General features: G+C 70.4%; 28 protein-coding genes. 12 read left to right on the top strand and 16 right to left on the bottom strand.

Annotation, left to right across the window (positions count from 1 at the left end; genetic code table 11):
- Positions 1–95: 95 nt before the first annotated feature.
- From ABZ406_RS00765 to ABZ406_RS00720, 10 genes are all read right to left on the bottom strand, one after another.
- Positions 96–932, bottom strand: a complete 837-nt coding sequence (locus ABZ406_RS00765; RefSeq protein WP_357754779.1) for a hypothetical protein — start codon at positions 930–932, stop codon at positions 96–98.
- 220 nt (positions 933–1152) lie between these two features.
- Positions 1153–1578, bottom strand: a complete 426-nt coding sequence (locus tag ABZ406_RS00760) for a hypothetical protein (protein WP_357754776.1) — start codon at positions 1576–1578, stop codon at positions 1153–1155.
- Complete coding sequence (locus tag ABZ406_RS00755) at positions 1565–2218, bottom strand: hypothetical protein (protein WP_357754774.1); 654 nt, start codon at positions 2216–2218, stop codon at positions 1565–1567. Before ABZ406_RS00755 ends, ABZ406_RS00760 begins: the two co-directional genes overlap by 14 nt.
- Positions 2215–2475, bottom strand: coding sequence for a hypothetical protein (locus ABZ406_RS00750; RefSeq protein ID WP_357754772.1), 261 nt, complete (start codon positions 2473–2475; stop codon positions 2215–2217). The genes ABZ406_RS00755 and ABZ406_RS00750 overlap by 4 nt, the downstream gene beginning before the upstream one ends.
- Positions 2476–2490: 15 nt before the next feature.
- On the bottom strand, positions 2491–2754 hold the full coding sequence (locus ABZ406_RS00745; protein ID WP_357754770.1) for a hypothetical protein: 264 nt from the start codon (positions 2752–2754) through the stop codon (positions 2491–2493).
- 92 nt (positions 2755–2846) lie between these two features.
- On the bottom strand, positions 2847–3278 hold the full coding sequence (locus tag ABZ406_RS00740) for a hypothetical protein (protein WP_357754768.1): 432 nt from the start codon (positions 3276–3278) through the stop codon (positions 2847–2849).
- A complete protein-coding gene (locus ABZ406_RS00735) occupies positions 3226–3936 on the bottom strand; it encodes a hypothetical protein (RefSeq protein WP_357754765.1) in 711 nt (236 codons plus the stop codon). The genes ABZ406_RS00740 and ABZ406_RS00735 overlap by 53 nt, the downstream gene beginning before the upstream one ends.
- On the bottom strand, positions 3933–4193 hold the full coding sequence (locus ABZ406_RS00730; RefSeq protein WP_357754763.1) for a hypothetical protein: 261 nt from the start codon (positions 4191–4193) through the stop codon (positions 3933–3935). The genes ABZ406_RS00735 and ABZ406_RS00730 overlap by 4 nt, the downstream gene beginning before the upstream one ends.
- 87 nt (positions 4194–4280) lie before the next feature.
- Positions 4281–4475 (bottom strand): DUF397 domain-containing protein, encoded by a 195-nt coding sequence (locus ABZ406_RS00725; RefSeq protein WP_357754761.1) that lies wholly within the window; start codon positions 4473–4475, stop codon positions 4281–4283.
- On the bottom strand, positions 4468–5352 hold the full coding sequence (locus ABZ406_RS00720) for a helix-turn-helix transcriptional regulator (RefSeq protein ID WP_357754759.1): 885 nt from the start codon (positions 5350–5352) through the stop codon (positions 4468–4470). Before ABZ406_RS00720 ends, ABZ406_RS00725 begins: the two co-directional genes overlap by 8 nt.
- Before the next feature lie 207 nt (positions 5353–5559).
- Here ABZ406_RS00720 and ABZ406_RS00715 point away from each other — a divergent pair, with 207 nt between their 5' ends.
- From ABZ406_RS00715 to ABZ406_RS00695, 5 genes are all read left to right on the top strand, one after another.
- Entirely contained in the window at positions 5560–5853 is a 294-nt protein-coding gene (locus ABZ406_RS00715) for a DivIVA domain-containing protein (RefSeq protein WP_357754757.1), read from the top strand.
- The gene (locus tag ABZ406_RS00710; protein ID WP_357754755.1) at positions 5850–6101 is read left to right on the top strand and encodes a hypothetical protein; all 252 of its coding nucleotides are present in this window, start codon (positions 5850–5852) and stop codon (positions 6099–6101) included. Before ABZ406_RS00715 ends, ABZ406_RS00710 begins: the two co-directional genes overlap by 4 nt.
- Positions 6098–8122 (top strand): hypothetical protein, encoded by a 2025-nt coding sequence (locus ABZ406_RS00705; protein ID WP_357754753.1) that lies wholly within the window; start codon positions 6098–6100, stop codon positions 8120–8122. Before ABZ406_RS00710 ends, ABZ406_RS00705 begins: the two co-directional genes overlap by 4 nt.
- A gap of 117 nt (positions 8123–8239) precedes the next feature.
- Positions 8240–9154, top strand: coding sequence for a DNA-processing protein DprA (locus tag ABZ406_RS00700; protein WP_357754751.1), 915 nt, complete (start codon positions 8240–8242; stop codon positions 9152–9154).
- Positions 9155–9326: 172 nt separating this feature from the next.
- On the top strand, positions 9327–9887 hold the full coding sequence (locus tag ABZ406_RS00695; RefSeq protein WP_357754749.1) for a phosphoribosyltransferase: 561 nt from the start codon (positions 9327–9329) through the stop codon (positions 9885–9887).
- 70 nt (positions 9888–9957) lie between these two features.
- Here ABZ406_RS00695 and ilvD read toward each other — a convergent pair whose 3' ends face one another.
- Complete coding sequence (gene ilvD / locus ABZ406_RS00690; protein ID WP_357754747.1) at positions 9958–11805, bottom strand: dihydroxy-acid dehydratase; 1848 nt, start codon at positions 11803–11805, stop codon at positions 9958–9960.
- A gap of 110 nt (positions 11806–11915) precedes the next feature.
- On the opposite strand from ilvD, the gene ABZ406_RS00685 reads away from it, so the two are divergent.
- From ABZ406_RS00685 to serA, 5 genes are all read left to right on the top strand, one after another.
- The gene (locus tag ABZ406_RS00685) at positions 11916–14288 is read left to right on the top strand and encodes an EAL domain-containing protein (RefSeq protein ID WP_357754745.1); all 2373 of its coding nucleotides are present in this window, start codon (positions 11916–11918) and stop codon (positions 14286–14288) included.
- Positions 14289–14476: 188 nt separating this feature from the next.
- Entirely contained in the window at positions 14477–16357 is a 1881-nt protein-coding gene (locus ABZ406_RS00680; RefSeq protein ID WP_357754742.1) for an acetolactate synthase large subunit, read from the top strand.
- Complete coding sequence (ilvN, locus tag ABZ406_RS00675; RefSeq protein ID WP_124815780.1) at positions 16357–16872, top strand: acetolactate synthase small subunit; 516 nt, start codon at positions 16357–16359, stop codon at positions 16870–16872. Before ABZ406_RS00680 ends, ilvN begins: the two co-directional genes overlap by 1 nt.
- Positions 16873–16966: 94 nt before the next feature.
- On the top strand, positions 16967–17980 hold the full coding sequence (ilvC, locus tag ABZ406_RS00670; RefSeq protein WP_357754739.1) for a ketol-acid reductoisomerase: 1014 nt from the start codon (positions 16967–16969) through the stop codon (positions 17978–17980).
- Positions 17981–18261: 281 nt separating this feature from the next.
- The gene (serA, locus tag ABZ406_RS00665; RefSeq protein ID WP_357754736.1) at positions 18262–19860 is read left to right on the top strand and encodes a phosphoglycerate dehydrogenase; all 1599 of its coding nucleotides are present in this window, start codon (positions 18262–18264) and stop codon (positions 19858–19860) included.
- 75 nt (positions 19861–19935) lie between these two features.
- On the opposite strand, the gene ABZ406_RS00660 is transcribed toward serA, so the two are convergent.
- Positions 19936–20292, bottom strand: coding sequence for a hypothetical protein (locus ABZ406_RS00660; RefSeq protein ID WP_091393184.1), 357 nt, complete (start codon positions 20290–20292; stop codon positions 19936–19938).
- 328 nt (positions 20293–20620) lie between these two features.
- The gene (locus tag ABZ406_RS00655; protein WP_357754734.1) at positions 20621–21463 is read right to left on the bottom strand and encodes an FAD:protein FMN transferase; all 843 of its coding nucleotides are present in this window, start codon (positions 21461–21463) and stop codon (positions 20621–20623) included.
- Positions 21464–21691: 228 nt separating this feature from the next.
- Between ABZ406_RS00655 and ABZ406_RS00650 the strand changes: the two genes are divergently transcribed.
- Positions 21692–22723, top strand: coding sequence for a 3-isopropylmalate dehydrogenase (locus ABZ406_RS00650; protein ID WP_357754732.1), 1032 nt, complete (start codon positions 21692–21694; stop codon positions 22721–22723).
- Between the two features lie 153 nt (positions 22724–22876).
- Positions 22877–23974, top strand: coding sequence for a branched-chain amino acid aminotransferase (locus tag ABZ406_RS00645; RefSeq protein WP_357754730.1), 1098 nt, complete (start codon positions 22877–22879; stop codon positions 23972–23974).
- A gap of 51 nt (positions 23975–24025) precedes the next feature.
- Here the strand turns inward: ABZ406_RS00645 and ABZ406_RS00640 are convergent, their stop codons facing one another.
- The 3 genes from ABZ406_RS00640 to ABZ406_RS00630 all read right to left on the bottom strand — a co-directional run bounded on the left by ABZ406_RS00640 (position 24026) and on the right by ABZ406_RS00630 (position 25986).
- The gene (locus ABZ406_RS00640; RefSeq protein ID WP_357754727.1) at positions 24026–24799 is read right to left on the bottom strand and encodes a tyrosine-protein phosphatase; all 774 of its coding nucleotides are present in this window, start codon (positions 24797–24799) and stop codon (positions 24026–24028) included.
- A gap of 55 nt (positions 24800–24854) precedes the next feature.
- A complete protein-coding gene (locus ABZ406_RS00635; protein ID WP_357754724.1) occupies positions 24855–25313 on the bottom strand; it encodes a PRC-barrel domain containing protein in 459 nt (152 codons plus the stop codon).
- Between the two features lie 142 nt (positions 25314–25455).
- A complete protein-coding gene (locus ABZ406_RS00630) occupies positions 25456–25986 on the bottom strand; it encodes a carboxymuconolactone decarboxylase family protein (RefSeq protein ID WP_357754721.1) in 531 nt (176 codons plus the stop codon).
- Positions 25987–26334: the final 348 nt, after the last annotated feature.

Here is a 26334-nt window from a genome sequence, read left to right as displayed (position 1 = left end):
CGCTGGGCAGCCTCTGTTGAGGGCTGCCAGGTCCTGAGACGGCACTGCCCGACCAAGCGAGTCTCCTCACCAGCCGGGCAGCACTCCGGGTCCGTTCAGTTGGCGGTGTTCAGACCCTGCAGACCCTTGAGCATCTCGGCGAAGTCGGTGGTCTCCGCCGGCGGCGGCGTCTCGACGGTCACCGCCTTGCCGTAGTCGGTGTAGTCCACCACCATGTCACCCATCGCGCCCATGACCAGGCCAGCCCGGCGCGGCCGGTACTGCTCGTCGACCCACAGGTCGATCTTCAGCTCCTTGACCCCCTGTGTGGCCAGCGTCCGCTCGGTGGCGTCACGGCGCATCGCATCGATCTGCTTGAGGTAGGTCGCCACGGGAGTGGTGACGGTGTAATGCACCGTCGGCACCCCATTCACCGTCTCCTGGCCGACCACCGTCGTGCCGTCGAGGGCGAGCAGCGTCTTGACCTGCTTGATCGGGTCGACGTCCTCGAACTGCTTGGTGAAGCCCGTGCCTGCCATTCCGCTCAGACCGGTCAGGTCCATCTTCATCCAGCGCTTCCCGCCCGTACCCGTGCGGTTCTCCGCTGGAATCTCGGCGAAGATCACGGCACCGATCATCCGGACAGTGGTCTTGTCGCCCTTCGGATCGGTCATCGTCATCTCGGCCTTGAGCGGGTCACCCAGATCCAGGGCACCCTGCATCGAGATCTTCTCGCCGCCCATCGTGCCCGTCATCGTCACGGTCACCGAGCCGGTCTTGTCGGTTGCCTCGGCCGTCTTCAGCAGTGACCCCTTGAGATCACTGGCCAGCATCTCCAGGACGGTGGGCTGCTTCGGCTCGTCCGATGCGCCGGACGTCACGCCGCAGGCGGAGACAGCGAACGCGGTGAGCGCCGCGACCGCAGTCAGAGCCGGCCTCTTCCAAAGTGACACGTACACGCCTTTCCCTGTACGACTCTGGGGCGATCCCCAGTAGACCGACGACACGCTAGCTCACCCGGTCGCCTCGAGGGCACCACGTTTTCGCCGATCGGTGTGCGGTGCCTCCCGCCGGCTACCAGCCAGACACTGTTGATTGAACGGGTAGCCGCCAGCCAGGACGGCGACACCCCATGTGCCGTTCACCTGGTGATCGGCCACGTAATAGCCGAGGCTATACGCGGCGGGCGAGTGCTGCCGAATCGGCAAGCAGCGCGTTCAGTTCGTCGTCGTCAACAGCGCCACCGCCCAGCACTTTCAGAATCACAAGACCCTGAATTCGTCCGGCCATCTGCGGATCGATGGCCGTATCAACATCGGGATCCACCGCAGCTCGGATCAGCGACTCAGCCGCGTGAACGTCGATTTCGGGGGTGCCAACTGGGCTGCTTGCCCGCATCTCGGCAACGAATCGCATGATCTCACCAGGAGTCGTCGCCGCGTTGAAGTGCCGGTTGACCGCGAAGTAGAAGACTGCGCCGAGCAGGGTAGGGAAGCCACCCCAACCGAGTTCGTCGAGGCGGGCTTCGATCCGATCGTTGGAATCGTGATCGCCTTTTACCATCGTGCGGATGTAATCGACCATCTCAGGGTTGATCATCAAATCGCTTCCTCTCGCGGCGCTTCTTGACCATGTTCCACACACCTCGAAGTCCTACGACTACTGCACCAGCGGCCATGATGACCGACGTGGCCGGGTGCTCCAACTGGGGACGGTCAACCGGCGTGCCGGGGTTCGTCGAGGTAGACGCTGTGCTGCCACTCGACCCGCCGCCCTTGAGGCTCTTTTGTAGTTCGCGAAGGCCCGTGGTGACAGCCTGTTCGGTCTGCTTGAGGGTGTCCTCGGAGTCGTCTGCCTTTCTGACATGCCGGCGGAGGAAGGCTTCAGCCTTGCGGCTACGTGCCTCTGCCTCTTCTACGAGGCGTTCCCCGGAAGGCACTGTTGCATCTCCTGCTTCAGAGGACGCGGCACCGGGGGCGATGGTGTTGACGTATGCGGTGATGTGTCGGGCGGCCACGGCCAGGAGGCGGGCGTAGCGGCCGGCCTTGTCGCGGGCCACCTCCGCGTCCGTGGCAGCGGCACGCAGCAGCCTGTCGTCACTGCCTTTCCGCACCGCGGTCAGATGTGTCAGTGCCTGCTCCGCGTCCGTCTGGGCGCGCAGCGCCGTGACGGCTGCGGCATCAAGCTTTCCGCGTACGGCGAGAAGTTGCGCGACCAGTTCGCCGATGCTGCTGCTCATCCGAGTTGCTTGAGGTAGCGGGCAGTGTGCTTGGCAGTGTTGACGAATCGGCGGCGGGTCGGCTCGACCTCTGCGCCGGCAGCGATGAGTGCCTGGTGGGCGGCTGACACGTCCTCGTCTCGGCTGTCGTTGAGGATGGCGTCTGCCGCTGCGGTCGCTGCCCGCGCTTCGGCAGAGGCCCGATCGAAGACTTCCTCTCCCCGTTGGGCCGCTTCGATGGCGGCGCGGAGAGCCACCTTGACCTCGCCGATGCTCATCGTGAAGGTCGGTGCTCAGCCGAGGACGCTGATGTAGCGGCGTGCAGCCTCCGAGCTGCCCTGCACGAGGGTCATTGCTTCGGCCAGGCGCTGCTTGCTCTGCTCGCCCCGGGCGATGGCTTCGGCGATCGTCGGGTGGCCGGTGCCGGCGGCGATGGCGCGCAGCCGGGCCAGCATCTGTTCGGTGTTGTCGGCGGCGGCACGTATCTGGGTGATCGTCGCGTTGCCCTGTTCGGCAGCCTGCATCAGCGCCGCCTTGACTTCCTCGATGCTGGCCATGCCGCCCTCCGTCTGACGATCGCGCAACGAGTTCACGTCTGCGTGGTCGGACGGACACTATCCGACAGGGAGTCGGCACGCAGCCCCGCTGGCTAGAGGTATTCGGCGGCTGTCCGCTCCACGTCGACGATGAAATCCTCCAACTGCGCCTCGCTGGGATCGCGGTCCTGAAGCAGTTTGCCGAGGAAGACAATCTGCATCTGGAGGGCCGTCTCGGGGCTGAGATTCTCGATCAGGCCGACCTCGCCGAGGGCCGCGCGGACGAGCCCTTCCATCTCCAGCGTGGGCAGCGACTCCGTGCCCGGAAACTGCGCGCGAGTTTCGGCGACGAAGCGGGCGACGTCGGTGGGGGAGTGGCCGGCGGCGAAGCGGTCGTTGATCGCGATGGCGAACGCAGCACCGATCACCTGGTTGCCGCCGCGCCAACCGGAAGTCTCTAACCCGTCCAGGAGTTGGTCCACCGTGCCCCAGTCACGTCGTGCCATCGCGCGGATCAGGTCGCTGAACTCGGTCCGTACGCTCACGATCTCGTAACCTCGCTATTCCCTTGCGGATTGATTGAACGGAGCGGTGGAGGGCGATGCTCGCCACCAGCCCCACCACGACGAGATGCCCGGCCGCGTCCGGTGCTTCGTTGAGGAGACGCTGCCCTACCGTAGGGCCAACCGTCGGGGATGTGGTGCCGGCTTGCTGCGGCCCTGGTGGACCCTGCGGACCTCGAATGATCGTGAAAGCTTCCCTGGCCGCTGCAACCGACTTCTGGGTGTTTTCCTGGACGTCCTCAACCTTCCTGGTCATCGTACTCAGGAAGGATGCGACGTTCTTTCGTGCGGAATCGCGCTCGGCGGTCTCGGCGAGCAGATCCTCACCGGACGGTGTGGCTGATTCGGATGGCTGCATGTTCGGGGCAGAGCCGGGAGCGACGGCATTGGAGTAGGCGCCTACGCTGTCGGCCGCCTCGCTGATCAGGCGCGCGAGTTTGCCGGCCTTCTCGCCAGCGGTCCTGCTTTCGGTCACAGCGCCGGTGAGTTCGGGATGCGTGCTGCCCTGCGCCGCATCGGTGAAATGCGCATTGGCCTGTCCCGCGTCAGCCTGAGCGCGCCGCGCCACAACGGCGGCGCTGTGGAGGGTGTCGAGGGCGCTTCTCAGTTGGGCGACAACTTCGCCGAGGCTTCCGCTCATCCGATGGTGGCGAGGTAGGCGGCAGCATGGTCCTTGGCGGCCTCGATGCGGCGAAGGACCAACTCGACCTCGTCGGCAGCCTCACGGAGGGCCTGGCGGGACTGCTCCGCCTCGCCGCGTTCGCTGTCGTGCAGGGCAGCGATTGCCAGAGCGGTCGCGTCGGCGAGCTTGGCGCCGGCCTTCTCGATGCTCATGCGAGCGTTGTCGAGCGCGTGATCGCCCTTCCGGATCGTCGCCTTGACATCGCCGATGGTCACTGCCGCACGTTAACCGAACTCGGTCGTCGAACGCAGCCCTCGCAGCGGGTGGGTGTCCCAGGAGACCCCGAGACACCCACCGAAGCCTCAGCGGGAAATGCGGGTCGAACGCACGAAGCTTGCCCAGGTGGTGGGGGAGAAGGTGAGTGCCGGGCCGTGCGGGTCCTTGCTGTCGCGTACGGCGACCACGCCGGGCAGGTTGTCGGCAACCTCGATGCACTCACCTCCGTTGCCCGCGCTGCGGGTGCTCTTACGCCAGGCAGCGCCCGTCAGGTCAACCATGGTGAACCTCCCCGATGATCTTGTTGATCAGTTGGAACGATTGTCCCTCATCAAGAGCGAGTGACAGCAGGCTCGACCAGACCTTCTCATAGGTCGCGAACTCGTTGGGACGGTCGAGGTAGAGAGCGCCGGTGATCGCCTCGCTGTAGACCAACGGCGGCTCAGGCGTGCTTCGATTGCCGAGCGGGAAGTCCAGGAGCACGAACTCTCCGGCGACGGTGCCGTGGTGGGGCCCTGCGGTCAGGGGCAACACGCGAATCGAGATGTTCGGCAGGTGGGCCAGCCGTAGCAGGTTGTGAAGTTGACCGGCCATGGTCTCGGCGTCTCCGACCGGTCGGAGCAGCACCGACTCGCAGAGCACCACCTGCACCTGCGGTGCTCGTGGCAGGCGGCGGGCCAGTAGGGACTGTCGTTGCAGGCGAAGCTCGACGGCGCGTTCCCGGTCGTCGTCGTTCATGTCGGGCTGGTCGATGCGGTAGATGCCCCGGGCGTAGTCGCGGCTCTGAAGGATGCCGGGCACGAGACTGTTCTTGAAGAAGCGAAGCTTCGACGCGGCGGATTCGAGGCCGACGTACAGCTCGAACCATTCGGGGACGGCGTCGCCGTACGCGTGCCACCAGCCCTTCGCCTTCGTCTCGCCGGCCAGGGAGATGAGCGCCCGGGTCAGCTCGCTCGTTGCCCCGTACAGCTCGCACATCGCTCGGACGTCGACGCCGCGCACCGAGCCGAGCCCGCTCTCGATCCGCCAGACCTTCTGGCGGCTGCACTCCAGCGCCTCGGCGACCGCGTCGAGGGTCGCCCCGGCCTCGGTGCGCAGGTCACGTAGCGCCCTGCCGAGCTGGCGTCGGGGCACCGTCGAGCCCATGTCATCGGCCACCCGGCTCTCCTTCCTGTTGAGTTTTGCAACATCCCGACAGCCGTTCTGCAACACAGGAATGGTGCGTACAAATAGCAGAACAATATGACGGGACATTCATTGCGATACCGCCTCCGACCCTACAATATTGGGCCGACAAAGGCGATGGACGCGCAATTCCCGCGCCGGTGAGTGTCGACCAAATGCCAGGAAGGGTGGTGCTGCTTCGTGCGCACGTTTCTCCGTCATCTTCGGGCCGAGCCACCCCGGCCGGCGTTCTATCGGGCGGGCAGCTACGTACCCCTGAAGCCCTGGCAGGTTCGTGAGCGCACGTTCACCAGACGCGGCCGGCGTGGCGTGGACGCCGTGGAGGTGGCCGAGTTCCTGAACCGTGTCGCCGACGATCTGGCCGAGGTGTACGCGGCGTTGGGCAGCAGCCGGCGGGACACCGAGCGGATCAAGGACGCGTTGAGGTGCTGGCAGTCCCGTCACGCCCGCGAGGACCTGGCGGCCCGCCGGTGACCGCCCGGTGGGTGGCGCACCTGCCGTTCACCGCGGCCGACCTGCCGGCGGCCCAGCAGTTCGCCGGCACCCTGGCCCGTTCGTTGAGCTTCCTGTCCGAGGTGGACGCGGGCGAGACCACTGTGTCGGCCGAGGACGCGCAGGGCGTACGCCATCGGGTGTTCTGCGACCTGCCGCTCGACGGCGGCCGGCGGTGCGTGCGGCGGGTGGGGCACGACGGTGGCTGCGCGGCCCGGCGGTGTCGGTGACCAGCGTGCCCGTCGTCGTCTGCCCGGACTGCGAGGGCACGACCTTCATGCTGCGACAGTGCCGGTGCACCGCCTACGGCGACCGGTTCCTCGCCGACCACGACGTGCTCGGGCCGCGTCGGGAGGCGTACCGGAGCTGCGAGCAGTGTCGCGGCGCGGGCACCGTCGCGTACCCCTGCCATCGCTGCGGTCAGCGCGGCCGGCGGCGGGCGCAGCTCGTGGTCAGCGTCGCCAACCTGGACACCGGCGCGATCGCTTCCCACCAGGTCGTGCCGGGCGGCCTCGACCCCCACCGCGACCCGGCGGGTGCCTGGGTGGTCGACCTTTCTCCCCGGGTACGCGAACTCGCCGCCACCGTCGGCGCGGCCGTGGACGAGGCCGACGCGCCTTCGCTGTGGCTGGACCGGCAGTGGCGACCCGACCTGCCCGCAGCGGTGCGGCACGAGCTGGAGGCCCACGCCGTCCTGCGGGCCGATCACACCCCCTGGCGGCTGGTGCTGGGCCGAACCGCCGCCCCGCCGGCCGTCGACCCGGCCGACCGACTGACCCGGCTGTGCGCGTTGGCCGACCTGCTGCTGCTCGACCTGGTCGTCGAGGCCCGCCGGCAGGACGCGGGGTTCTGCTGGGCCATCCGGTACGAGGTGCCCGGCTCCCCGGTGCCGTTCGGGTCGCCCGGCTGGTGCCGGGACCTGCCGGAGGTGTTGGCTGGCACCGACGTGGCCAAGGCGCTCAGCGGCCTTGCCGAGCGCGGGCTGACCGCCCCCGCCCGGCTGCTGCGCCCCGACTCGCCGCGCCCACCCGCTGCTCCGAACGTGGACGTCGACCAACTCGAACGACGCGTCCTCGCCGACTGCGTCGACGCGGTCGGCGGCGACGAGCTGCCGGGTGCGCAGGCAGTGTGGCGTGACGGCCGCTGGTGGCACACGACTCTGCGGTCCGGTGCGCCGGAGGAGATCCTCACCGAACAGCCCACCGGTCAGGTGGTCCGCCGTGTGCGGGTGCCGGTGAGCCGCGGCTACGAACCACCCGACCCGTCCTGGCTGGGTGAACCAGTGGACGGGCGGCCCTGCCCGGACTGCCGGCCACGCAGCCGGCTACGCGCCTGCGACTGCCGGCTCGGCGGTTGCGCCGCCGACCCCGACTGCCCGCACTGCAGCGGCGCCGGCCTGCGCCCGTCCGCGCTGCACTGCTACACCTGCGGCGACACCCAGCGTCTGCATCAGACCGTGTCGGTCACCATCACCGACCTGCGGCACCGGGTGGTGCACCTGGCCTGGCAGGTCGGTACGCCCGAAGTCGCACTGCTGGTCGCCACCCAACCGGGCGGCAAGCCCGTCGTCCAGCTTCCGGACCGTTACCGGCTCGGCTCCTGGGCGGCTGTGCTCGGCGCGCGGCCCGACGACCTCGCCGACATCGACGGCGGGCAGCAGATCAGCAAAGACCTCCGTGACGGTCACGTGACCCTGCCCTGGGCCGGGGCCGACCCGGTCGGGGAGCACGTCCGCAGCGCGGGCCGGGGTACGCCGGCTGGGCGTCTGATCATGGTGGCGGCACCTCCCGACGCGCCACCGCTGGCCGAGTTGCTGCGGCTCGCCCTCGGCCTCGACCTGGCCCTCGTGGTGGCCGTGTGCGACCTGCGGCACAACGCCGCAGACCCACTGTTGGCCGACGGAGTGCGTTGGTCGGTCGAGGTGAAGCCGCCTGACGCACCCGTTCGCCCCGACGACTTCCCCTACCAGCCGAGCCTGGCCGCCGCGCTCGCCTGGTGCGTCGAGTGCCTGACCGACGCCGTCGCCGGGGCCGCCCCGACCGACCCGACAGCGCCGATTCCGGTGCCCCGCTCGAGGCCGCGGGACGTCGCCGACCCCGAGCAGGACCTGGTGCGCCTGGCGGCCCGGCACGCCGGGCAGGTGATCACCGTGCGCTTCACCCGCGCCGGCTGCAACGTGCACCTGCACGACGACGACGGCGTAGAGCTAGTCGCCGCTGTCCCCGACCTGCGCGATCTTCGGTTGACCTGAGGGCTGAGGGAACATATGTTCGATCACGTGGGGCGATCTGAGATGCGCCAGGCTTCTCTGCCGGCTCCGCGTGGCCGGTGGGCCGGGCGGCCGGCAGTTGCCTCTACGATCAGGGGCATGGACCGGGTGTTGGTGGAGCGGGCTGCGCTGATCGCGCTGCTGCGGCAGCCAGACCTCGGCTGGTCTGACGTCGTGCACGACATTCAAGATGTCGGCACCGCGCTGGCAGTCCTGCGTCGGGTCGTCGGGCAGACCGACACGCTTTTCCCCGACACCCGCTCCGTCGACTCACTGATCGAGGCGGCGGCCGGCGACCTCGCGGGCTGGCGGGCCGAGGGCATCACAGTGCGGGCCTTCTTCGACGACGACTACCCCTCCCAGTTGCGTGACATCCGCGAGATGCCGCCAGTGCTCTTCGCCCGAGGCGAGTCGCGCCCCGACGCTCGGGCCATCGCTGTGGTCGGCAGCCGCGAAGCGAGCGATCGAGGCGTCGAGATCGCCAGCTCGGTATCAGAATCGCTGGCCCGCCGTGGGGTGACGGTGGTCAGCGGTCTGGCGAAGGGGATCGACACCGCGGCCCACCAGGCGGCACTCGCGGCTGGGGGCCGCACCGTCGCTGTCATCGGCACCGGAATTCGTCACCCCTACCCGACGGTCAACCGCGCGCTCCAGGAGCACATCGCAGAGGTCGGACTGGTGCTCAGCCAGTTCTGGCCCGATGCCGCCCCGACAAAGCAGAGCTTCCCCATGCGGAATGCGGTGATGAGCGGCTACGCGGCTGCCACCGTGGTCATCGAAGCCGGTGAACGCAGTGGAGCCCGGATCCAGGCGCGGCTCGCTCTTCAGCACGGTCGGCCCGTGGTGCTCACCAGCCAGGTGATGCGACACGACTGGGCACGCGCCTTCGCCGCCCGGCCCGGCGTCCACGTCGCACACGGGACGATGGACCTGGTGGAGGCGGTCGACGCCATTCTCGACCGTTCACCGGCTGCGGCCGAGCTGGGGGGCTTTCCTGATTTCGCCAGCCTCTGACCCGTGGGCCAGGGTCCGGGAGTACGTCGAGACCCAGCGGAACTTCCTTAGAAATCCCCTGCCCGCCCTTCCGTGGATCTGCCCGACGTGTCGCGGTGTCCGCACTCCTGGGTTCGACTACTGCTACCCCTGTCAGGAACACCACACTGCGTCTGGTGGCCTGCTCGCCGACGTGATCGCTCCAATCGCTTACTCGCCGCGTACCGGTCAGCATCACCACCACCTGCGCTTGTACAAGTCCACGCCGGGGTCGGCCCAGGCTAGATGGAATCTGCTCGCACTGCTGCTGCTGTTCCTGCAGCGGCATCTCGACTGCATCGCTGACCGGATGGGCGGTGCGCCGACGCACGTGGTGGTCGTGCCGAGCACCCGGGGCCAGTCTCACCCGCACCCCCTGCAGGATCTGATCGGCGATCGTCTTGGACTGCCGTGGCTCGCGGCGCTGTCCAATCCCCGCTACGGATCTGAAACGCGGACCTTCCAGCGCGACTGGTTCACCGTCCAGCTTCCGGTCGAGAGCGTCAGCGTTCGGCCACTGATCCTGGACGACACCTGGACGACCGGCTCCCGGGCACAGTCGCTGGCATACGCGTTGAAGAGCGCTGGCGCGTCGTCGGTGGCGGTCGTGGTGCTCGGGCGGCACATCAGGCCGGAGCATGTGGCATCCCGACCGCTGCTGAAGGCGATCGAGGATCCGATGTTCGACCCGGCTAGGTGCGCTGTAGAACGTTGATGTCGGGGTGTCCCGTCCGACGGGATACCCCGACATCACGGATGTCGGCCGTGCAGGCGGGAACGGGTGGTTACTCCGGGACGCGGCGGTAGGCGCCGTCGCTGGCCGAGGTGGCCATCGAGGCGTACGCGCGCAGCGCCGCCGACACCGGCCGCTGCCGATCAGTGGGGGTGTACGGCTTGTCGCGCTTCTCCTCGGCCACCCGTCGCGCCTCCAGCTCCTCGGCGGGCACGTTCAGCTCGATCGATCGGCTCGGGATGTCGATGACGACCTCGTCGCCGTCGCGGACCAGGGCGATCAGCCCGCCGGAGGCCGCCTCGGGGGAGACGTGCCCGATGGACAGCCCGGAGGTGCCGCCGGAGAACCGGCCGTCGGTGAGCAGCGCACAGGAGCGGCCCAGACCGCGTCCCTTGAGGAACGAGGTGGGGTAGAGCATCTCCTGCATGCCGGGGCCGCCCTTGGGCCCCTCGTACCGGATCACCACGACGTCCCCGGCGACCACCTGCTTGGCGAGGATCGCTGTCACCGCGTCGTCCTGCGACTCGTAGACCTTCGCCGGGCCACGGAACGTCAGGCAGTCGTCGGGCACGCCGGCGGTCTTCACCACGCTGCCCTCGGGTGCCAGGTTGCCGTGCAGGATGGCCAGCCCGCCGTCGGCGGAGTAGGCGTGCGCGCGGTCCCGGATGCAGCCGCCGGCCGCGTCGGTGTCCAGCGACGACCACCGGTTGGTGGTGGAGAACGGCTCGACGGTACGCACCCCGCCGGGGGCGGCGTGGAACAGCTCGACCGCCGTCGGGGTGGGGGAGTCGCCACGCACGTCCCAGTCGGTCAGCCACTGCGCCAGCGAGGGGGAGTGCACGGCGTGCACGTCCCGGTTGAGCTGCCCGGCCCGGTCCAGTTCGCCGAGGAGCGCCGGGATGCCGCCGGCCCGGTGCACGTCCTCCATGTGGTAGTTCGGCGAGTTCGGCGCGACCTTGGCCAGGCACGGCACCCGCCGGGAGATCGCGTCGATGTCGGTGACGCCGAAGTCCATCTCGGCCTCGCGGGCGGCGGCGAGCAGGTGCAGCACGGTGTTGGTGGAGCCGCCCATCGCCACGTCGAGGGCGACGGCGTTCTCGAAGGCGGCCTTGGAGGCGACGGTACGCGGCAGCACCGACTCGTCGTCGCCGTCGTACCACCGCTTGGAGATCTCCACGATGGTCCGGCCGGCCTCGACGAACAGCGACCGGCGGGCGGCGTGGGTGGCCAGCGTCGAACCGTTGCCGGGCAGCGCGAGCCCGATCGCCTCGGTGAGGCAGTTCATCGAGTTGGCGGTGAACATGCCGGAGCAGGAGCCGCAGGTCGGGCAGGCGGAGCGTTCGATCTCACCGAGCTGCTCGTCGGTGACGGCCTCGTTGGAGGAGGCGATCATCGCGTCGATCAGGTCGATCTTGCTGTGCACGACGCCCTCGATCGCCATCGTCTTGCCGGCCTCCATCGGGCCGCCGGAGACGAAGACGGTGGGGATGTTGAGCCGCATCGCGGCCAGCAGCATCCCCGGCGTGATCTTGTCGCAGTTGGAGATGCAGACCAGGGCGTCCGCGCAGTGCGCGTTGACCATGTATTCGACAGCGTCGGCGATCAGCTCACGGCTGGGCAGCGAGTAGAGCATGCCGCCGTGGCCCATCGCGATGCCGTCGTCGACGGCGATGGTGTTGAACTCCCGACCCACCCCGCCGGCCTCGGCGACCGCGTCGGCGACCAGGCCACCCATGTCCTTGAGGTGTACGTGACCAGGCACGAACTGGGTGAAACTGTTGGCGATGGCGACGATCGGCTTGCCGAAATCGTCGTCGGTCATCCCGGTGGCCCGCCAGAGGGCCCGGGCGCCGGCCATCGTCCGACCGTGTGTGGAAGTCCTCGACCGCAGCTCAGGCATGCATACCAGCATGACACCGCCGCCCGGCACTGCCACCCGGGTATCTCCCGTGTCCCAACAGATGCACACTCAGCCCCCCATGGCGTGCGCCCATCCGGCACTCTTGGGGGGTGCATCTTCCACCGGGCATGGTCGCCGTCGCGGCGCTCAGCGGCCTCGTCGCCGCGGTGGCCGCCGTGCTGCTGACCCTCGTCGCCCGGCGGCGCACGAGGCCACGTCGACCGGCGCACGTGCTGCTCGCGGCGGCCGCCGGGGTCGCCCTGCTCAGCCTCCTGGCCGGGGTGCTCGCCGCGCTCAGCGCCAGCGACCACTGGGCCCACGAGCAGGGTCAGCGCACCGGCTGGGCGACAGTGGTGGCGATCGGCACGGCGGTGGCCGGGCTGGCTTTCGCCGCCGGCCTGCTCCGGCTGCCCGGGGTGGCCGCCACCGCGGCGGGCACCGCCCGGCTCGCCCTGGACGGGTTGGTCATGGCGGCGGCGCTGTGGTTCGTCGGCTGGGTGCTCTTCTCGGAGCCCACCCGCCTGCTCGGTCCCGCCACCCCGATGGCCTGCCCGGCGATTCTGGTGGCCACGGTGAGCGCGGCGCTCGGTGCCGGGCTCGTCGTGATCGTCGTCTTCCGGGCCGCCGCACCGCGTCGACGGCTGGCCGCGCTGGGCGCCGGCATCAGCGCGGTGACCTTCGGCGGGCTCGGGCTCAGCGCCGGGCTCTGCCAGGCCGGGCCGACAATGGCGCTGACCGGCGCGGTGGTGCTCGCCGCCGGCCTGCTGACCGTGGCGCTCGCCGTCTACCGGGCCGACCGGCCGGGGCAGGTCGACCTGGACCTGGTCGGCAGCGACGGCGAGTACGCCATCGCCCCGATGCTGGCGATGGCCGCCTCGGCGATGTACCACCTCGTCCAGGACGGCCGGTTCACGGCGGCCGGCATCGTGGCCGGCAGTGTGGAGGGCTTCGCCCTGGTGGCACGTCAGTACCTCACCCTTCGCGACGTCCGGGGGTACGCGGGTCGGCTGGCCGAGCGGGAGGCGCACTTCCGTGAGCTGGCGCACACCGATCCGCTGACGTCGTTGGCCAACCGGCGCGGGCTGCTCCGAGCCCTGCACCAGAACGCCGCCGACCGCAACCCCTGCGTGCTGCTCGGCCTCGACCTGGACGGCTTCAAGAACGTCAACGACATGCGCGGCCACGACGTGGGCGACGCCGTCCTGGCCGAGGTGGGCCGGCGGCTGCGCGGCAACCTGCGCCCCGGCGACGTGGCCGCCCGGCTGGGTGGCGACGAGTTCGCCGTACTCATGCGGGGCCGCTCGGTCGAGGCGGACCGGGTCGCCGAACGGCTCCTCGGGGTGCTCAACCGGCCGTACGACCAGCCGGAAGGGCCGGTCTTCCTGTCGGTGAGCATCGGCGTGGCCGACTGGGCCGACGAGCCGGACGTGGAACTGCTGCTGCGCCACGCCGACCTGGCGCTGCGCTACGCCAAGCAGCGCGGCAAGAACCGGATCGAGCGGTACGACGCCGCGTACGACCAGTTGCTGCGCCGCCGTACGACTGTGGAACACGAGCTGCGCGGGGCGATCGACCGCGACGAGCTTCGGTTGGCGTTCCAGCCGGTGGCGTCGCTGCCGTCGGTGCGGCCGGTCGGCGCCGAGGCACTGCTCCGCTGGCACCATCCCGAGCTGGGCAACGTGCGTCCGGACGAGTTCATCCCGCTCGCCGAGGAGTGCGGCATGATCGCCCCGCTCGGCGCCTGGGTGCTGCACCAGGCCTGCTACCAGCTCTCCCGGTGGCTGGCGGACGGGCACGACGTCTGGGTGTCGGTGAACGTCTCGCCGCGCGAGCTGCACGCCCCGGAGTACGTGGTCCAGGTCGCCGAGGCGCTGCGCGCCCACCACGTGCCGCCGCAGCGGTTGGTGCTGGAGGTCACCGAGCACGCGGTCGCCACCGACCTGGACGAGCTGATCCGGCGGCTCACCGCGCTGCGGCTGACAGGTGTCCGGATCGCGCTCGACGACTTCGGGGCGGGCTACTCGTCGCTGGGGCAGTTACGCCGGCTGCCGATCGACATTCTCAAGATCGACCACAGTCTGGTCGCCGAACACGAGCCGGTCCACCCGGTCGGCCAGGACGGCCCGGCGTTCGCACCGATGGTCGACATCGTGATGCGGCTGGGCCACCAACTGGGGTTGGAGGTGATCGCCGAGGGGGTGACCACGCCGACCGAGCTGGCCGCGGTGGTGGCCGCCGGTTGCCGGTTCGGCCAGGGCGCCCTCTTCGGCTGGGGCGTGCCGGCCGAGCACCTGGAGGCGATGCTGGAGGCGGCCACGTCCCCGGGTGCGCGCCCCGCTCAGGTGCCCGCTCCACGTCGCGTTCCGGGCGGGTCCGGGCAGGTCATCCCGCCTGCTGATGGCGCGTCTCCGGCCGACGCGCCGGCCTCCGTTAACCAACATGTGGGATCAGTTGACTCATCGCGTGAGATGCGTCAGGCTTAGCCGCATGTCGTCGTACCGGTCGCTGCGAGTACTTACCTGAGCGCACTCTCCCTCATCGAGAGTGCGCTGGCCCCGTGCATCTGCACGAGGGCCGTTTTTATTGCCATCGGAACCTGGCGAGGCGGGCCCCGCCCGCATCGCATCGCTTGACTAGCCACCAGCCACTCCAGCCGAAGGCCAGAACCACCATGACGAGACCCACGCCCGAGACCCTCGCCCACACCGCCCGCCGGGCCCGCGCGGCCGCCGACCCGACCGTCGACGGCGACCAGGCCGCCCCACGCACGGCCACCCCGGCCGTCCCGGCGGTACGGTCCGCCGCCGCGACCCCGATCTCCGGGGCCAGCTCGCTCGTGCGGTCCCTCGAGGCGCTCGACGTCGACGTCGTCTTCGGCATTCCGGGCGGCGCGATCCTCCCGGCGTACGACCCGCTCTACGACTCGACGGTCCGGCACATCCTGGTGCGGCACGAGCAGGGCGCGGGGCACGCGGCGACCGGCTACGCGCAGGCCACCGGCAAGGTCGGCGTCTGCATCGCCACCTCCGGCCCGGGCGCGACGAACCTGGTCACCCCGATCGCCGACGCGTACATGGACTCGGTGGCGATGGTCGCGATCACCGGGCAGGTGGCCAGCCCGTTGATCGGCACCGACGGCTTCCAGGAGGCCGACATCCAGGGCATCACCCTGCCGATCACGAAGCACAACTTCCTCGTGCAGAACGCCGAGGAGATCCCCCGGATCCTGGCCGAGGCGTTCCACCTGGCCAGCACCGGGCGACCCGGCCCGGTGCTCGTCGACATCCCCAAGGACGTGCTCCAGGCGTCGACCACCTTCTCCTGGCCGCCCACGTTGGACCTGCCCGGCTACCGGCCCACCCTGCACCCGCACGGCAAGCAGATCCGGGAGGCGGCGCGGTTGATGGCCGCGGCCCGGCGGCCGGTCCTCTACGTCGGTGGTGGAGTGCTCAAGGCCGGTGCCACCGACGGGTTGCGCCGGCTGGCCGAGCTGACCGGCATCCCCGTCGTCACCACGCTCATGGCGCTCGGCGCGTTCCCCGACTCGCACCAGCAGCACCTGGGAATGCCCGGCATGCACGGCACTGTCGCCGCTGTCTACGGACTGCAGAAGGCGGACCTGATCGTCGCGCTCGGCGCACGCTTCGACGACCGGGTCACCGGCAAACTGGACTCGTTCGCCCCGGACGCGGCAGTGGTGCACGCGGACGTCGACCCCGCCGAGATCGGCAAGAACCGGCACGTGGACGTGCCGATCGTCGGCGACGCCAAGCACGTCATCGACGAGCTGATCACCGCGGTCACCGCCGAACGGTCGACGGGGCGCACCACCGACCTCAATGACTGGTGGACGCAGCTCGACGACCTGCGCAACCGGTACCCGCTGGGCTACGACGAGCCGATCGACGGCACCCTGTCCCCGCAGTACGTGATCAAGCGGCTGGGCGAGATCGTCGGCCCGGACGCGATCTTCGTGGCCGGGGTGGGCCAGCACCAGATGTGGGCGTCGCAGTTCATCTCCTACGAGAAGCCGTACACCTGGTTGAATTCCGGCGGCCTCGGCACGATGGGCTACGCGGTCCCGGCGGCGATGGGCGCCAAGGTCGGCAAGCCGGACACTGTGGTCTGGGCGGTGGACGGGGACGGCTGCTTCCAGATGACCAACCAGGAGTTGGCCACCTGCGCGTTGGAGGGCATCCCGGTCAAGATCGCCGTCATCAACAACGGCAATCTCGGCATGGTCCGGCAGTGGCAGACGCTCTTCTACAACGAGCGCTACTCCAACACCGAGCTCGGCACCCACAAGCACCGCATCCCCGACTTCGTCAAGCTCGCCGAGGCCCTGGGCTGCGTCGGGCTGCGCTGCGAGACGGCGGCCGACGTGGACAAGACGATCGCCGCCGCCATGGAGATCAACGACGCGCCCGTGGTGATCGACTTCGTGGTCGGCAAGGACGCGATGGTCTGGCCGATGGTCGCCGCCGGCACCAGCAACGACGAGATCATGTTCGCCCGTGACGTCCGCCCGGTCTTCGACGAGGATGATATTTAATGACGATGCACACACTGTCCGTGCTGGTGGAGAACAAGCCGGGCGTGCTCGCCCGAGTCTCCGGCCTGTTCTCCCGGCGCGGGTTCAACATCGACAGCCTCGCCGTCGGCGAGACGGAGAACCCGGACGTCTCCCGGATCACCATCGTGGTCAACGCGGAGTCGTCCCCGTTGGAGCAGGTCACCAAGCAGCTGAACAAGCTGGTGAACGTACTCAAGATCGTTGAGCTGGATCCGCAGGTCTCGGTTGCCCGGGAGCTGCTGCTGGTGAAGGTTCGCGCCGACCGGTCCGCGCGGTCGCAGGTGCTGGAGACCGTCAACCTGTTCCGGGCCCGGGTGGTCGACGTCGCACCCGACACGCTGACCATCGAGGCCACCGGCACCCCTGACAAACTCGACGCGCTCCTGCGCGACCTCGAGTCCTTCGGCATCAAGGAAATGGTGCAGTCCGGGCTGGTGGCCATCGGGCGTGGCTCGCGTTCGATCACCGCCGGCCCCGCGCTGCGGGCCGCCTGACCTGCCACCGGTCGGCCCCGGCGGGCCGTCCGGCGAAACCATCCGCACAGACCACGACGGGCCGTCCCGGCCGTCGTACGAAAGGGAAGTTCTCATGACCGTTGAGGTGTACTACGACGACGATGCCGACCTCGGCCTGATCCAGGCCAAGAAGGTCGCGGTGATCGGTTACGGCAGCCAGGGCCACGCCCACGCGCTGTCACTGCGGGACTCCGGCGTCGACGTGGTGATCGGTCTGCCGGAGGGCTCGAAGAGCCGGGCCAAGGCCGAGGAGCAGGGCCTGCGGGTCGTCACGCCGGCGCAGGCGTCCGCCGAGGCTGACGTGATCATGGTGCTCGCACCGGACACCGCCCAGCGCGGGATCTACACGGAGTCGATCGCCCCGCACCTCGCCCCCGGCAAGGCGATCTTCTTCGGCCACGGCTTCAACATCCGGTACGGCCTCATCAAGCCGCCCGCCGAGGTGGACGTCGCGATGGTCGCGCCCAAGGGCCCCGGCCACCTGGTCCGCCGCCAGTACAGCGACGGTAAGGGTGTGCCCTGTCTCGTCGCCGTCGAGCAGGACGCCAGCGGCAACGCGCTCGCGCTCGCCCTCGCGTACGCCAAGGGCATCGGCGGCACCCGGGCCGGCGCGATCAAGACCACCTTCACCGAGGAGACCGAGACCGACCTCTTCGGCGAGCAGGCGGTGCTCTGCGGCGGCGCCTCGGCGCTCGTGCAGACCGGGTTCGAGGTGCTCACCGAGGCGGGCTACGCCCCGGAGGTCGCCTACTTCGAGTGCCTGCACGAGTTGAAGCTGATCGTCGACCTCATGTACGAGGGCGGCATCGCGAAGATGCGCTACAGCATCTCCGACACCGCCGAGTACGGCGACCTCTCCCGCGGCTCGCGCATCATCGACTCCCGGGTCAAGGACGAGATGCGCAAGATCCTGGGTGAGATCCAGTCCGGCGAGTTCGCCCGCGAGTGGGTCGCCGAGGACGAGGCCGGCCGGCCCAACTTCACCAAGTGGCAGGCCGAGGGTGCGGCGCACCCGATCGAGGAGACCGGCAAGAAGCTGCGCGGCATGATGAGCTGGGTCGACCGCCCGATCACCGAGACCGCCTGACCCGTTCGGCTCGTCCGCACGATGTGGTCGAAGGCCCCGGCGCGCGCTCCCGAGTGCGCCCGGGGCCGTCGACTGGGCGCGTTTCCGGCCGGTGAACGGTCGATGTCCACGCGTGTGAGGGCACTCACCCCGAAGACCGGAACACGCCGACGAGCGGGGCCCCTACGATCGCCTGTAGGTGCAGCAGCCGGCACCTGACGGCCACGGCACGGATCAGCGCGGGGCGCAGTGCGGCGCCCCGCGGCCCGGGCCGATCGCAAACACGACGTCTACGAGGACCGATGAATCCTGTCGTACTGATCGCCGAAGAACTCGCCCCCGCCGCCATCGAGGTGCTCGCCCACGACTTCGACGTCCGTCACGTCGACGGCACCGACCGTCCGGCCCTGCTCTCGGCGCTCTCCGAGGCCAACGCCGTCATCGTGCGCAGCGCGACCCAGATCGACGCCGAGGCGATCGCCGCCGCGCCGCGACTCAAGGTGGTGGCCCGGGCGGGCATCGGGCTGGACAACGTCGAGGTGCCGGCCGCCACCGCGCGGGGCGTCATGGTCGTCAACGCGCCCACCTCCAACATCGTCTCCGCCGCCGAGCAGGCCGTCGCGCTGCTGCTCGCCGTCGCGCGCAACACCGCCAGCGCCAGCTCCGCGCTCAAGGCGGGGGAGTGGAAGCGATCGAAGTACACGGGCGTCGAGGTGCAGGGCAAGACCGTCGGCGTGGTCGGGCTCGGTCGTATCGGGGTGCTCTTCGCGTCTCGCATCGCCGCGTTCGGCACCCGGCTGATCGCGTACGACCCCTACATCCAGCCGGCTCGTGCGGCGCAGCTCGGCGTCCGCCTGGTCGGGCTGGAGGAGCTGCTGCGGGAGAGCGACTTCATCTCCATCCACCTGCCGAAGACGCCGGAGACGGTGGGCCTGATCGGTGAGAAGGAGCTGGCGATCGTCAAGCCCGGCGTCCGCATCGTCAACGCCGCCCGTGGTGGGCTCGTCGACGAGCAGGCGCTGGCGGACGCTATCGCCGAAGGTCGGGTCGCCGGCGCCGGCGTCGACGTGTACAGCAAGGAGCCGTGCACCTCGTCGCCGCTGTTCGCCTTCGACAACGTGGTGGCCACCCCGCACCTGGGTGCCTCCACCCACGAGGCGCAGGACAAGGCCGGTCTCGCCGTGGCCAAGAGCGTCAAGCTGGCGTTGCAGGGCGAGTTCGTCCCGGACGCGGTGAACGTGCAGGCCGGCGGTGTGGTCGCCGAGGACGTGCGGCCGCTGCTGCCGCTCGCGGAGAAGCTCGGCCGGGCTTTCACAGCGGTCGCCGGTGGGATCGCCGCCAGCGTCACCGTCGAGGTCCGCGGTGAGATCGTCAGCCACGACGTGTCGGTGCTCAAGCTCGCCGCCACCAAGGGCCTGTTCAGCTCAGTGGTCGAGGAGCAGGTCACCTACGTCAACGCCCCGCACCTGGCGGCCGAGCGCGGCGTCGAGGTCACCCTGGCCACCCTGGCCGAGACGGCCGAGCAGTCGACCCTGGTCACGGTGCGCGGCGCCCTGCCGGACGGTCGGACGGTGAGTGTCTCCGGCACCGTCACCCACTCCGGTGCGCGGGACGTCCTGAAGCTGACCGAGGTGGACGGCTTCGACGTGGAGATCGGCGCGGAGGGCATCCTGCTGTTCCTGCGCTACGTCGACCGGCCCGGTGTGGTGGGCACCGTCGGCACCCTGCTCGGCGAGGCGGGCATCAACATCGCCGCCATGCAGGTGGCTCGTCGGGAGGCGGGCGGTGAGACGCTGATGACGCTCACCGTCGACCAGGCGCTCGGCGCCGACCTGCTCACCTCGGCCGCCGAGTCGATCGGCGCCACGGCGGCCAGCGCCGCCGACCTGCGCGACGAGTAGGAGACGACCGAACACCGTGGGGGGCCTGGCGATTCGCCGGGCCCCTCGTCATTTCCCTGTCGTACGCCGCCGGGGTCAGCCGGGCAGCCGCGCCGGCGGCGGGTAGACCGAGCCGTCCTGCGGGTCGAACAGCATCAGCCCGTGCTCGCCGGCCAACCGCTCGATGTCCAGGAGCACCTGGTCCGCGCAGGTCGGGTGCAGGTTCAGCTCGACATGGTCGTGGGCCGCGTGCAGCGGCGCCACCGCCCACGGGCTGTTCGGGCCGGGGTGACGGTCCGGATAGGAGGCGGTGATCGCCCGGTAGAAGCTGACCACCCGCGGGTCGGGGTAGCGGTCCACGTGCCGTCCCTGCCGGCAACCGTTTACCGCTGTCCGCACGTCCTCGGGCGTCGCCCCGTCCTCCAGGGCCCACACGCTCAGATCGAAACTCACGGCGGATAGCGTGCCATCCGCCGTTCACCATGTCGAAACTGCCTCGCCGCCGGTGAACCACCGGTCTTCGCAGCCTCCGGTGATGACGGTCCGGTGTGGAGACTCTTGCGTCGAGTTGCGTCGATTCGCTAGCGTACGCACTGCGGTCACTGGCCGAGTTCGAGGCGCCGGCCCGTCTTCGGGTGGCGCGGTCGACGTCCGGCCCGACCGGTCCGCACCCCTCGGTTGTGCGAGCCACGCGCACTCGTCGCTGACCGGCCCCCACTGTCGTTGCCGAGACCGTGGGGGCCGATCGCCGCCCGACCGGGCCCGAGGGCTGACGTTTCGCTCAGCGACGGTGTGCGAAGAGCGCGCGATAGTCGGAGTTGCCGCGGAACCACGCCAGGCCGGTGGGGCCTGCGGCGTAGAGCGCTGTGGCGTAGGCGTCGGCGATCGTCAGGTCGGGGCCGACCACTGTGGCGGCGACGAGGTGATCGGCCGGCTCGCCGGTGTGCGGGTCCACCACGTGTCCCTGCCGCCCGGTCACCCCGGAGGTGCCGACCGCACCGGCGGTCATCTCCAGCACCAGCGGCGCGCGCTCGGGCGCGGTCGGGTGGTGCACGGCGACCCGCCAGGGCCCGCCGTGCGGCGCGCGGCCCCGGACGACGAGGTCAGCACCGGCGAGTACGGCATAGTCGTGGATGCCGGCGGCGCGCAGGCGCTCCGCGGCGCGTTCCACCGCCCAACCGCCGAGCAGTCCGCCCGGGTCGAAGCCGCCGGGCACCGCCCAGGCGTCGAACCACCCGTCGGTGGCCGCGCGCATCGCGGCGCAGCGGTCCACCAGGTCGGCCAGCGGCGGGTACGACTCCGGGCTGATCTCGCCCCGACGCAGCCGGGAGACCAGGCTCTCCGGTCGGTTGGGGCCGTAGGTGAGGTCGATGGCGCGCAACTCGGCGACGCTGTCCCGCAGTGCCTCGCCCACGCCCCGGCGGCCGAGCCACTCGGGGGCGTTGAGCAGCAGGGTGTACTCGGCGGTCGCGGTGCGTACGGTGTGCTGCACGGCGATCCGGCCCTCGATGGCGGCAGCCGTGTCGATCCGGTGCCGGCGGCTGCCGAGGCGGAGGTCCGGCCGGCGGTTGCGGAACGCGGACGGGTCCGGCCAGCGGGTCCGTGGCTGCTCGTCGATGCGCATCGCATCCGCCCCCTCGCACGTGGTGCCGCGTCGTCGCGGCCCCGTTGGTCAGCAGGCCCGCGCGACCCACTGAGCACTACCGTAGGCAGCGGAGATGACCGCCCCATGAGTCCCAGCTGAGAGGGTGCTGTGCATTCCCGCTTCCCAAATCGTGGACGCGGCGTACCGGGAAGCGGGACGGCGACGTACCGTTGCCGGAACGGAACCGTTGAGCAGAGGAGTGCGGTCGTGGCGCGGATCGCGGTGGTGGCCGGAGACGGCATCGGGCCCGAGGTGGTCGCGCAGGCCCGCAAGGTCCTCGACGCGGTGCTGCCCGACGTGCAGGCAACCGAGTACGACCTCGGAGCCGCCCGGTGGCACCGTACCGGAGAGGTGCTGCCCGACTCGGTGCTGGCCGAGCTGGCCGGGCACGACGCGATTCTGCTCGGCGCGGTCGGTGACCCGACGGTCCCGCCGGGTGTGCTGGAGCGAGGGCTGCTGCTCAAGCTCCGCTTCGCCTTCGACCAGTACGTCAACCTGCGCCCGTCCCGGCTCTGGCCCGGGGTCGCCGGCCCGCTGGGCGCCGTGAAGCCGGGCGAGGTCGACCTCGTGGTGGTGCGCGAGGGCACCGAGGGGCTCTACGCGGGTGCCGGTGGTTCCCTGCACCGGGACACCCCGGCCGAGGTCGCCACGGAGGAGAGCCTGAACACCCGGCACGGCGTGGAGCGGGTGATCCGCGACGCGTTCGCCCGCGCCGGCCGCCGGGAGCGGCGCAAGGTCACCCTCGTGCACAAGACGAACGTGCTGACCCACGCCGGGTCGCTGTGGGCGCGCACGTTCGACGCGGTCGCCGCCGAGCACCCGGACATCGCCACCGAGTACCAGCACGTCGACGCCGCGGCCATGTTCCTGGTCACCCAGCCGCAGCGCTACGACGTGGTGGTCACCGACAACCTCTTCGGCGACATCCTCACCGACATCGCCGCGGCCGTCACCGGCGGCATCGGGCTGGCCGCCAGCGGCTGCATCAACCCCGAGGGGGCGTACCCCTCGATGTTCGAGCCGGTGCACGGCTCGGCTCCGGACATCGCCGGGCAGGGCATCGCCGACCCGGTCGCCGCAGTGCTCTCCGCCGCGTTGCTGCTGGAGCAGCTCGGGCACGGCGAGTCCGCCGCGCGGGTCAACGCGGCGGTCGCCGCCGAGCTGGCCAGCCGGGTTCCGGGCGTGACGCTGCGTACCGAAGAGGTCGGCGACCGGCTCGCCGCCCACGCCGTAGCCTGATCCTCCCGACCCGGCCCCGGGCCGGTCCGCCCCGGGGCAGACCGGCTCGCCGGACCGGCCCTACCGGCTGAACGACCGTTCGGGGTAAGTTTCTGGCACAGCCATGTCGGTGTGCGGTCCCGCATGCCGTTGTTCCGCAGGGAGGTCAGCGCGATGAGCGGTGGTGACAAGCTCGACTTCGAGATCCGTCCGAATGTTGCGCCGGTATCCGCCGCCGATCGGGGCGCCCTGATGGCCAACCCCGGGTTCGGCCGCGTCTTCACCGACCACATGGTCACCGTCCGCTACGCCGACGGCAAGGGCTGGTACGACGCCCGGGTGGAGGCGCGAGGCCCGATCCCGATGGACCCGGCCAGCGCTGTCCTGCACTACGCGCAGGAGATCTTCGAGGGGCTCAAGGCGTACCGGACGGCCGACGGTGGCGTGACGATGTTCCGGCCGGACGCCAATGCGGCCCGCTTCGCCACCTCCGCGCAGCGGATGGCGATGCCGGTGCTGCCGCCGGAGGTGTTCGTCGACTCGCTGCACAAGCTCATCGAGATCGACCGGGAGTGGATCCCCACCGGCGAGGACGGCAGCCTCTACCTGCGGCCGTTCATGTTCGCCAGCGAGGTCTTCCTCGGCGTCCGCCCGGCCAACGAGTACCTCTACCTGGTGATCGCCTCACCGGTCGGGGCGTACTTCACCGGTGGCGTCAAGCCCGTCACCGTCTGGGTCTCCCCGGACTACACCCGCGCCGCGCCCGGTGGCACCGGCGCCGCCAAGTGCGGCGGCAACTATGCCGCTTCGCTGGCGGCCCAGGCCGAGGCCATCGAGGCCGGCTGCGACCAGGTGGTCTTCCTGGACGCGGTGGAGCGCCGGTTCGTCGACGAACTGGGCGGCATGAACGTCTTCTTCGTCTACGACGACGGCACAGTGGTCACCCCGCCGTTGACCGGCACGATCCTGCCGGGCATCACCCGCGACGCCGTCCTCACGCTGGCCGGCGCGGCCGGGCACCCGGTGGAGGAGCGGCCGGTCAGCTTCGCCGACTGGCAGGCCGACGCCGCGAGCGGTCGCCTGCGCGAGGTGTTCGCCTGCGGCACCGCCGCGGTGGTCACCCCGATCGGTGGGGTCCGTTCCCCGGACGGCGAGTTCCTGATCGGTGGTGGCGAGCCCGGCCGGGTCACCATGGCTCTGCGTCAGCAGTTGGTCGACATCCAGCGGGGCAAGGTGGCCGACCCGTACGGCTGGGTGCAGCGGGTCTTCTGACCTCCGTCGGCGCGCCGGCCCGTCCACCCGGACGGGCCGGCACCGCCGGTCCTACCCGTCGGTGGGTTCCGCCTCCGTGGGCTCGTCGAGCAGGTGGTCGCGTAGCGCGGCGAGCTGCTCGTCGGTCACCCCGGCGTGGCGCAGGTACGCCTCGACCGAGCCGTGCCCCGCGCGCAGCTCGTCCAGGAAGATCTGCATCGCCTCGGCGGGTGAGCTGAGGAACGGCGCCGGCACATCCACCCCGCCGCCCGGGTTGACGGAGGCCAACCAGGCGCTGTAACGGGCCGACGCCGCACTGCTCAACGCGTAGTCCGCGGTGATGTCGTCGTCGTCGACGCCGAGCACGGCGAGGGTGAGCGCGCAGACGATGCCGGTGCGGTCCTTGCCGGCGACGCAGTGCACCACCACCGGGGAGTTGGCGGCGTCGGCGATCAACCCGACGGCCTCGGCCAGCCCCGCGGTGCCGGTCTGGGCCAGGTCCGCGTACCGGTCCGCGAGGTAGCGGGCCAGGCTCGCGCCCTCCTCGTGCGGCGTACCCGCCCAGTCGGCGTGCTCCGGGTGGATGTGCCGGTAGGTCAGCCCCTGGTACGCCGGCACCCGGCCGTCCCGCTCCACCTCGGTGGGGCGGCGCAGGTCGATGACTGTGCGGATGCCGATCGCGGCGAACGCGTCCCGGTCCTGCTCGGTGAGGCGGTGCAGCGAGTCGGAGCGGTAGAGCCGGCCTCGACGAATGGATCGGTCGTCGTGGCCGAGGTAGCCGCCGACGTCGCGGAAGTTGAAGGTGGCGGGGAGCGAGAGCTGGGGGTTGTTCTCGGTGACGTCCACGTTCACACGGTAACGGCCGGTGGGACCACGTCCCACCGGCCGTCGGGTCGAACCGTCAGCGTGCGGTGCCCGGCGGGAGCGCGCCGTAGGTCTCGTCGTAGTAACCGCCCAGCTCATCCCGGTAGCTCGGGTCGCTGTGGCTCGTCTCGTCGTACTCGGGGGCGGCCTTGATCTGGTCCCGGGTCCGGTCGATGGAGACGGTGCGCTGGTCGTGGTCGACCTGGTTGACGGTGCCGGCCGGCAACATCACCTTCTTGCCGAAGACCCAGGGCCCGGTGTCCACGACCAGGTAGCTGCCGCCGACCTCGTGGCTGGCGCTGTCGATCTTGCCGATGCCACCGTCGGTGGCCTCGACCTTGTAGCCGACCAGGTCGGCATCGGCCACGCCGGCGTTGTCCCGGTAGCGCCAGGGGTCGAACGTGCCGGCCGGCGCGCCGCCGGGCACAGCGCCCTGGTCGCCGCCGCGCAGCGGGTCCGGCCCGGCGTGGGTGGCGTGCGGATCGATCCTGTCCATGCCGTTCACTCCTGACTGTCGCCGGTCGTCTCGGCGTCGGTGGGTGCTTCACCGCAGGAGCTACCCGGCCGCCGGGGGCCGGAAACGGCGGCAGCCAGGGGTTGCGGTACGGCGCGACGTGCGGGCATCGGCTCGTCCCCGCTCAGGCCAGTGCGGCCTCGGCGTCCAGGGTGACCGCCGCCGCGTGCACCACGGCGGAGATCCGCAGGGCCTCGTGCAGCTGCACCGGGGTGAACCCGCTGGCACGCAGCTTCTTCTCGTGCAGCTCCAGGCACACCTCGCAGCCGGCGATGGCGGACACGGCGAGGCACCAGAGCTCGAAGTCACCCTTGTCCACCCCCGGCCTCGCGATGATCCGCATCCGCAGGCGGGCCGGCATCGAGGCGTACTGCTCGTCGCCGATCAGGTGCTTGGCCCGGTAGTAGATGTTGTTCATCGCCATGATCGCCGCAGCGCCCTTGGCCGCCTCGACGCCCTGCGGCCCGAGGTGCCCGAGCGCCTCGGCCGCGATCTCCCGCAGCACCACCGGGTTGCGGGAGGTCACCGCGCAGGCCAGCGCGGTGCCCCAGCTCTGCGCCGGTGTCAACGCCGGGTTCGCCATGGTGGAGCCCAGGTTGAGGGCGATGTCGGCGGCGTACGCGGGCAGGGCCGCCGTGATCGCGTCCAGGCCCATCGTCAGACCCCCTCGGCGGCGAGGGCCTCAGGTAAGCGGTCACTGACGGTGAGCACAGGTCCCCCTTGCCGACGGCACGGTGGCCGCCACTGGATTCGTTGCTGATGCTTCCGCACGGCTGTTCCTGCCGATGAGGGCCCTGGTGGCTTGTGAGGCCGATCACGAGCGGCGGTCCGGGGTGAACGAACCCTCAGTAACTGTCCCGCCATGTGGATTGATCCTCCCAAAAGCAGCCGAGGGGTGGCAGAGTGGCCACCGTGACCAGCACCGCCCTGATTATTGCGACCTAGCGCGCCGGCTCTCCCCTCTGCCGAGCGCGCAGACCTCCCGCATCCGCGGGAGGTCTTT

It is taken from the genome of Micromonospora sp. NPDC005710 (assembly GCF_040630995.1).
GTDB lineage: Bacteria > Actinomycetota > Actinomycetes > Mycobacteriales > Micromonosporaceae > Micromonospora.
This window is presented reverse-complemented; position numbering and strand designations above follow the sequence as displayed.

Coding starts and splice junctions, on each gene's coding strand:
- ilvD (WP_357754747.1), bottom strand. CDS start 11,805: ATGCCTGAGCTGCGGTCGAGGACTTCCACACACGGTCGGACGATGGCC.
- ABZ406_RS00635 (WP_357754724.1), bottom strand. CDS start 25,313: ATGGACAGGATCGATCCGCACGCCACCCACGCCGGGCCGGACCCGCTG.
- ABZ406_RS00680 (WP_357754742.1), top strand. CDS start 14,477: ATGACGAGACCCACGCCCGAGACCCTCGCCCACACCGCCCGCCGGGCC.
- serA (WP_357754736.1), top strand. CDS start 18,262: ATGAATCCTGTCGTACTGATCGCCGAAGAACTCGCCCCCGCCGCCATC.
- ABZ406_RS00630 (WP_357754721.1), bottom strand. CDS start 25,986: ATGGGCCTGGACGCGATCACGGCGGCCCTGCCCGCGTACGCCGCCGAC.
- ABZ406_RS00645 (WP_357754730.1), top strand. CDS start 22,877: ATGAGCGGTGGTGACAAGCTCGACTTCGAGATCCGTCCGAATGTTGCG.
- ABZ406_RS00745 (WP_357754770.1), bottom strand. CDS start 2,754: ATGGCCAGCATCGAGGAAGTCAAGGCGGCGCTGATGCAGGCTGCCGAA.
- ilvC (WP_357754739.1), top strand. CDS start 16,967: ATGACCGTTGAGGTGTACTACGACGACGATGCCGACCTCGGCCTGATC.
- ABZ406_RS00750 (WP_357754772.1), bottom strand. CDS start 2,475: ATGAGCATCGGCGAGGTCAAGGTGGCTCTCCGCGCCGCCATCGAAGCG.
- ABZ406_RS00760 (WP_357754776.1), bottom strand. CDS start 1,578: ATGATCAACCCTGAGATGGTCGATTACATCCGCACGATGGTAAAAGGC.
- ABZ406_RS00725 (WP_357754761.1), bottom strand. CDS start 4,475: ATGGTTGACCTGACGGGCGCTGCCTGGCGTAAGAGCACCCGCAGCGCG.
- ABZ406_RS00755 (WP_357754774.1), bottom strand. CDS start 2,218: ATGAGCAGCAGCATCGGCGAACTGGTCGCGCAACTTCTCGCCGTACGC.
- ABZ406_RS00655 (WP_357754734.1), bottom strand. CDS start 21,463: ATGCGCATCGACGAGCAGCCACGGACCCGCTGGCCGGACCCGTCCGCG.
- ABZ406_RS00700 (WP_357754751.1), top strand. CDS start 8,240: ATGGACCGGGTGTTGGTGGAGCGGGCTGCGCTGATCGCGCTGCTGCGG.
- ABZ406_RS00735 (WP_357754765.1), bottom strand. CDS start 3,936: ATGAGCGGAAGCCTCGGCGAAGTTGTCGCCCAACTGAGAAGCGCCCTC.
- ilvN (WP_124815780.1), top strand. CDS start 16,357: ATGACGATGCACACACTGTCCGTGCTGGTGGAGAACAAGCCGGGCGTG.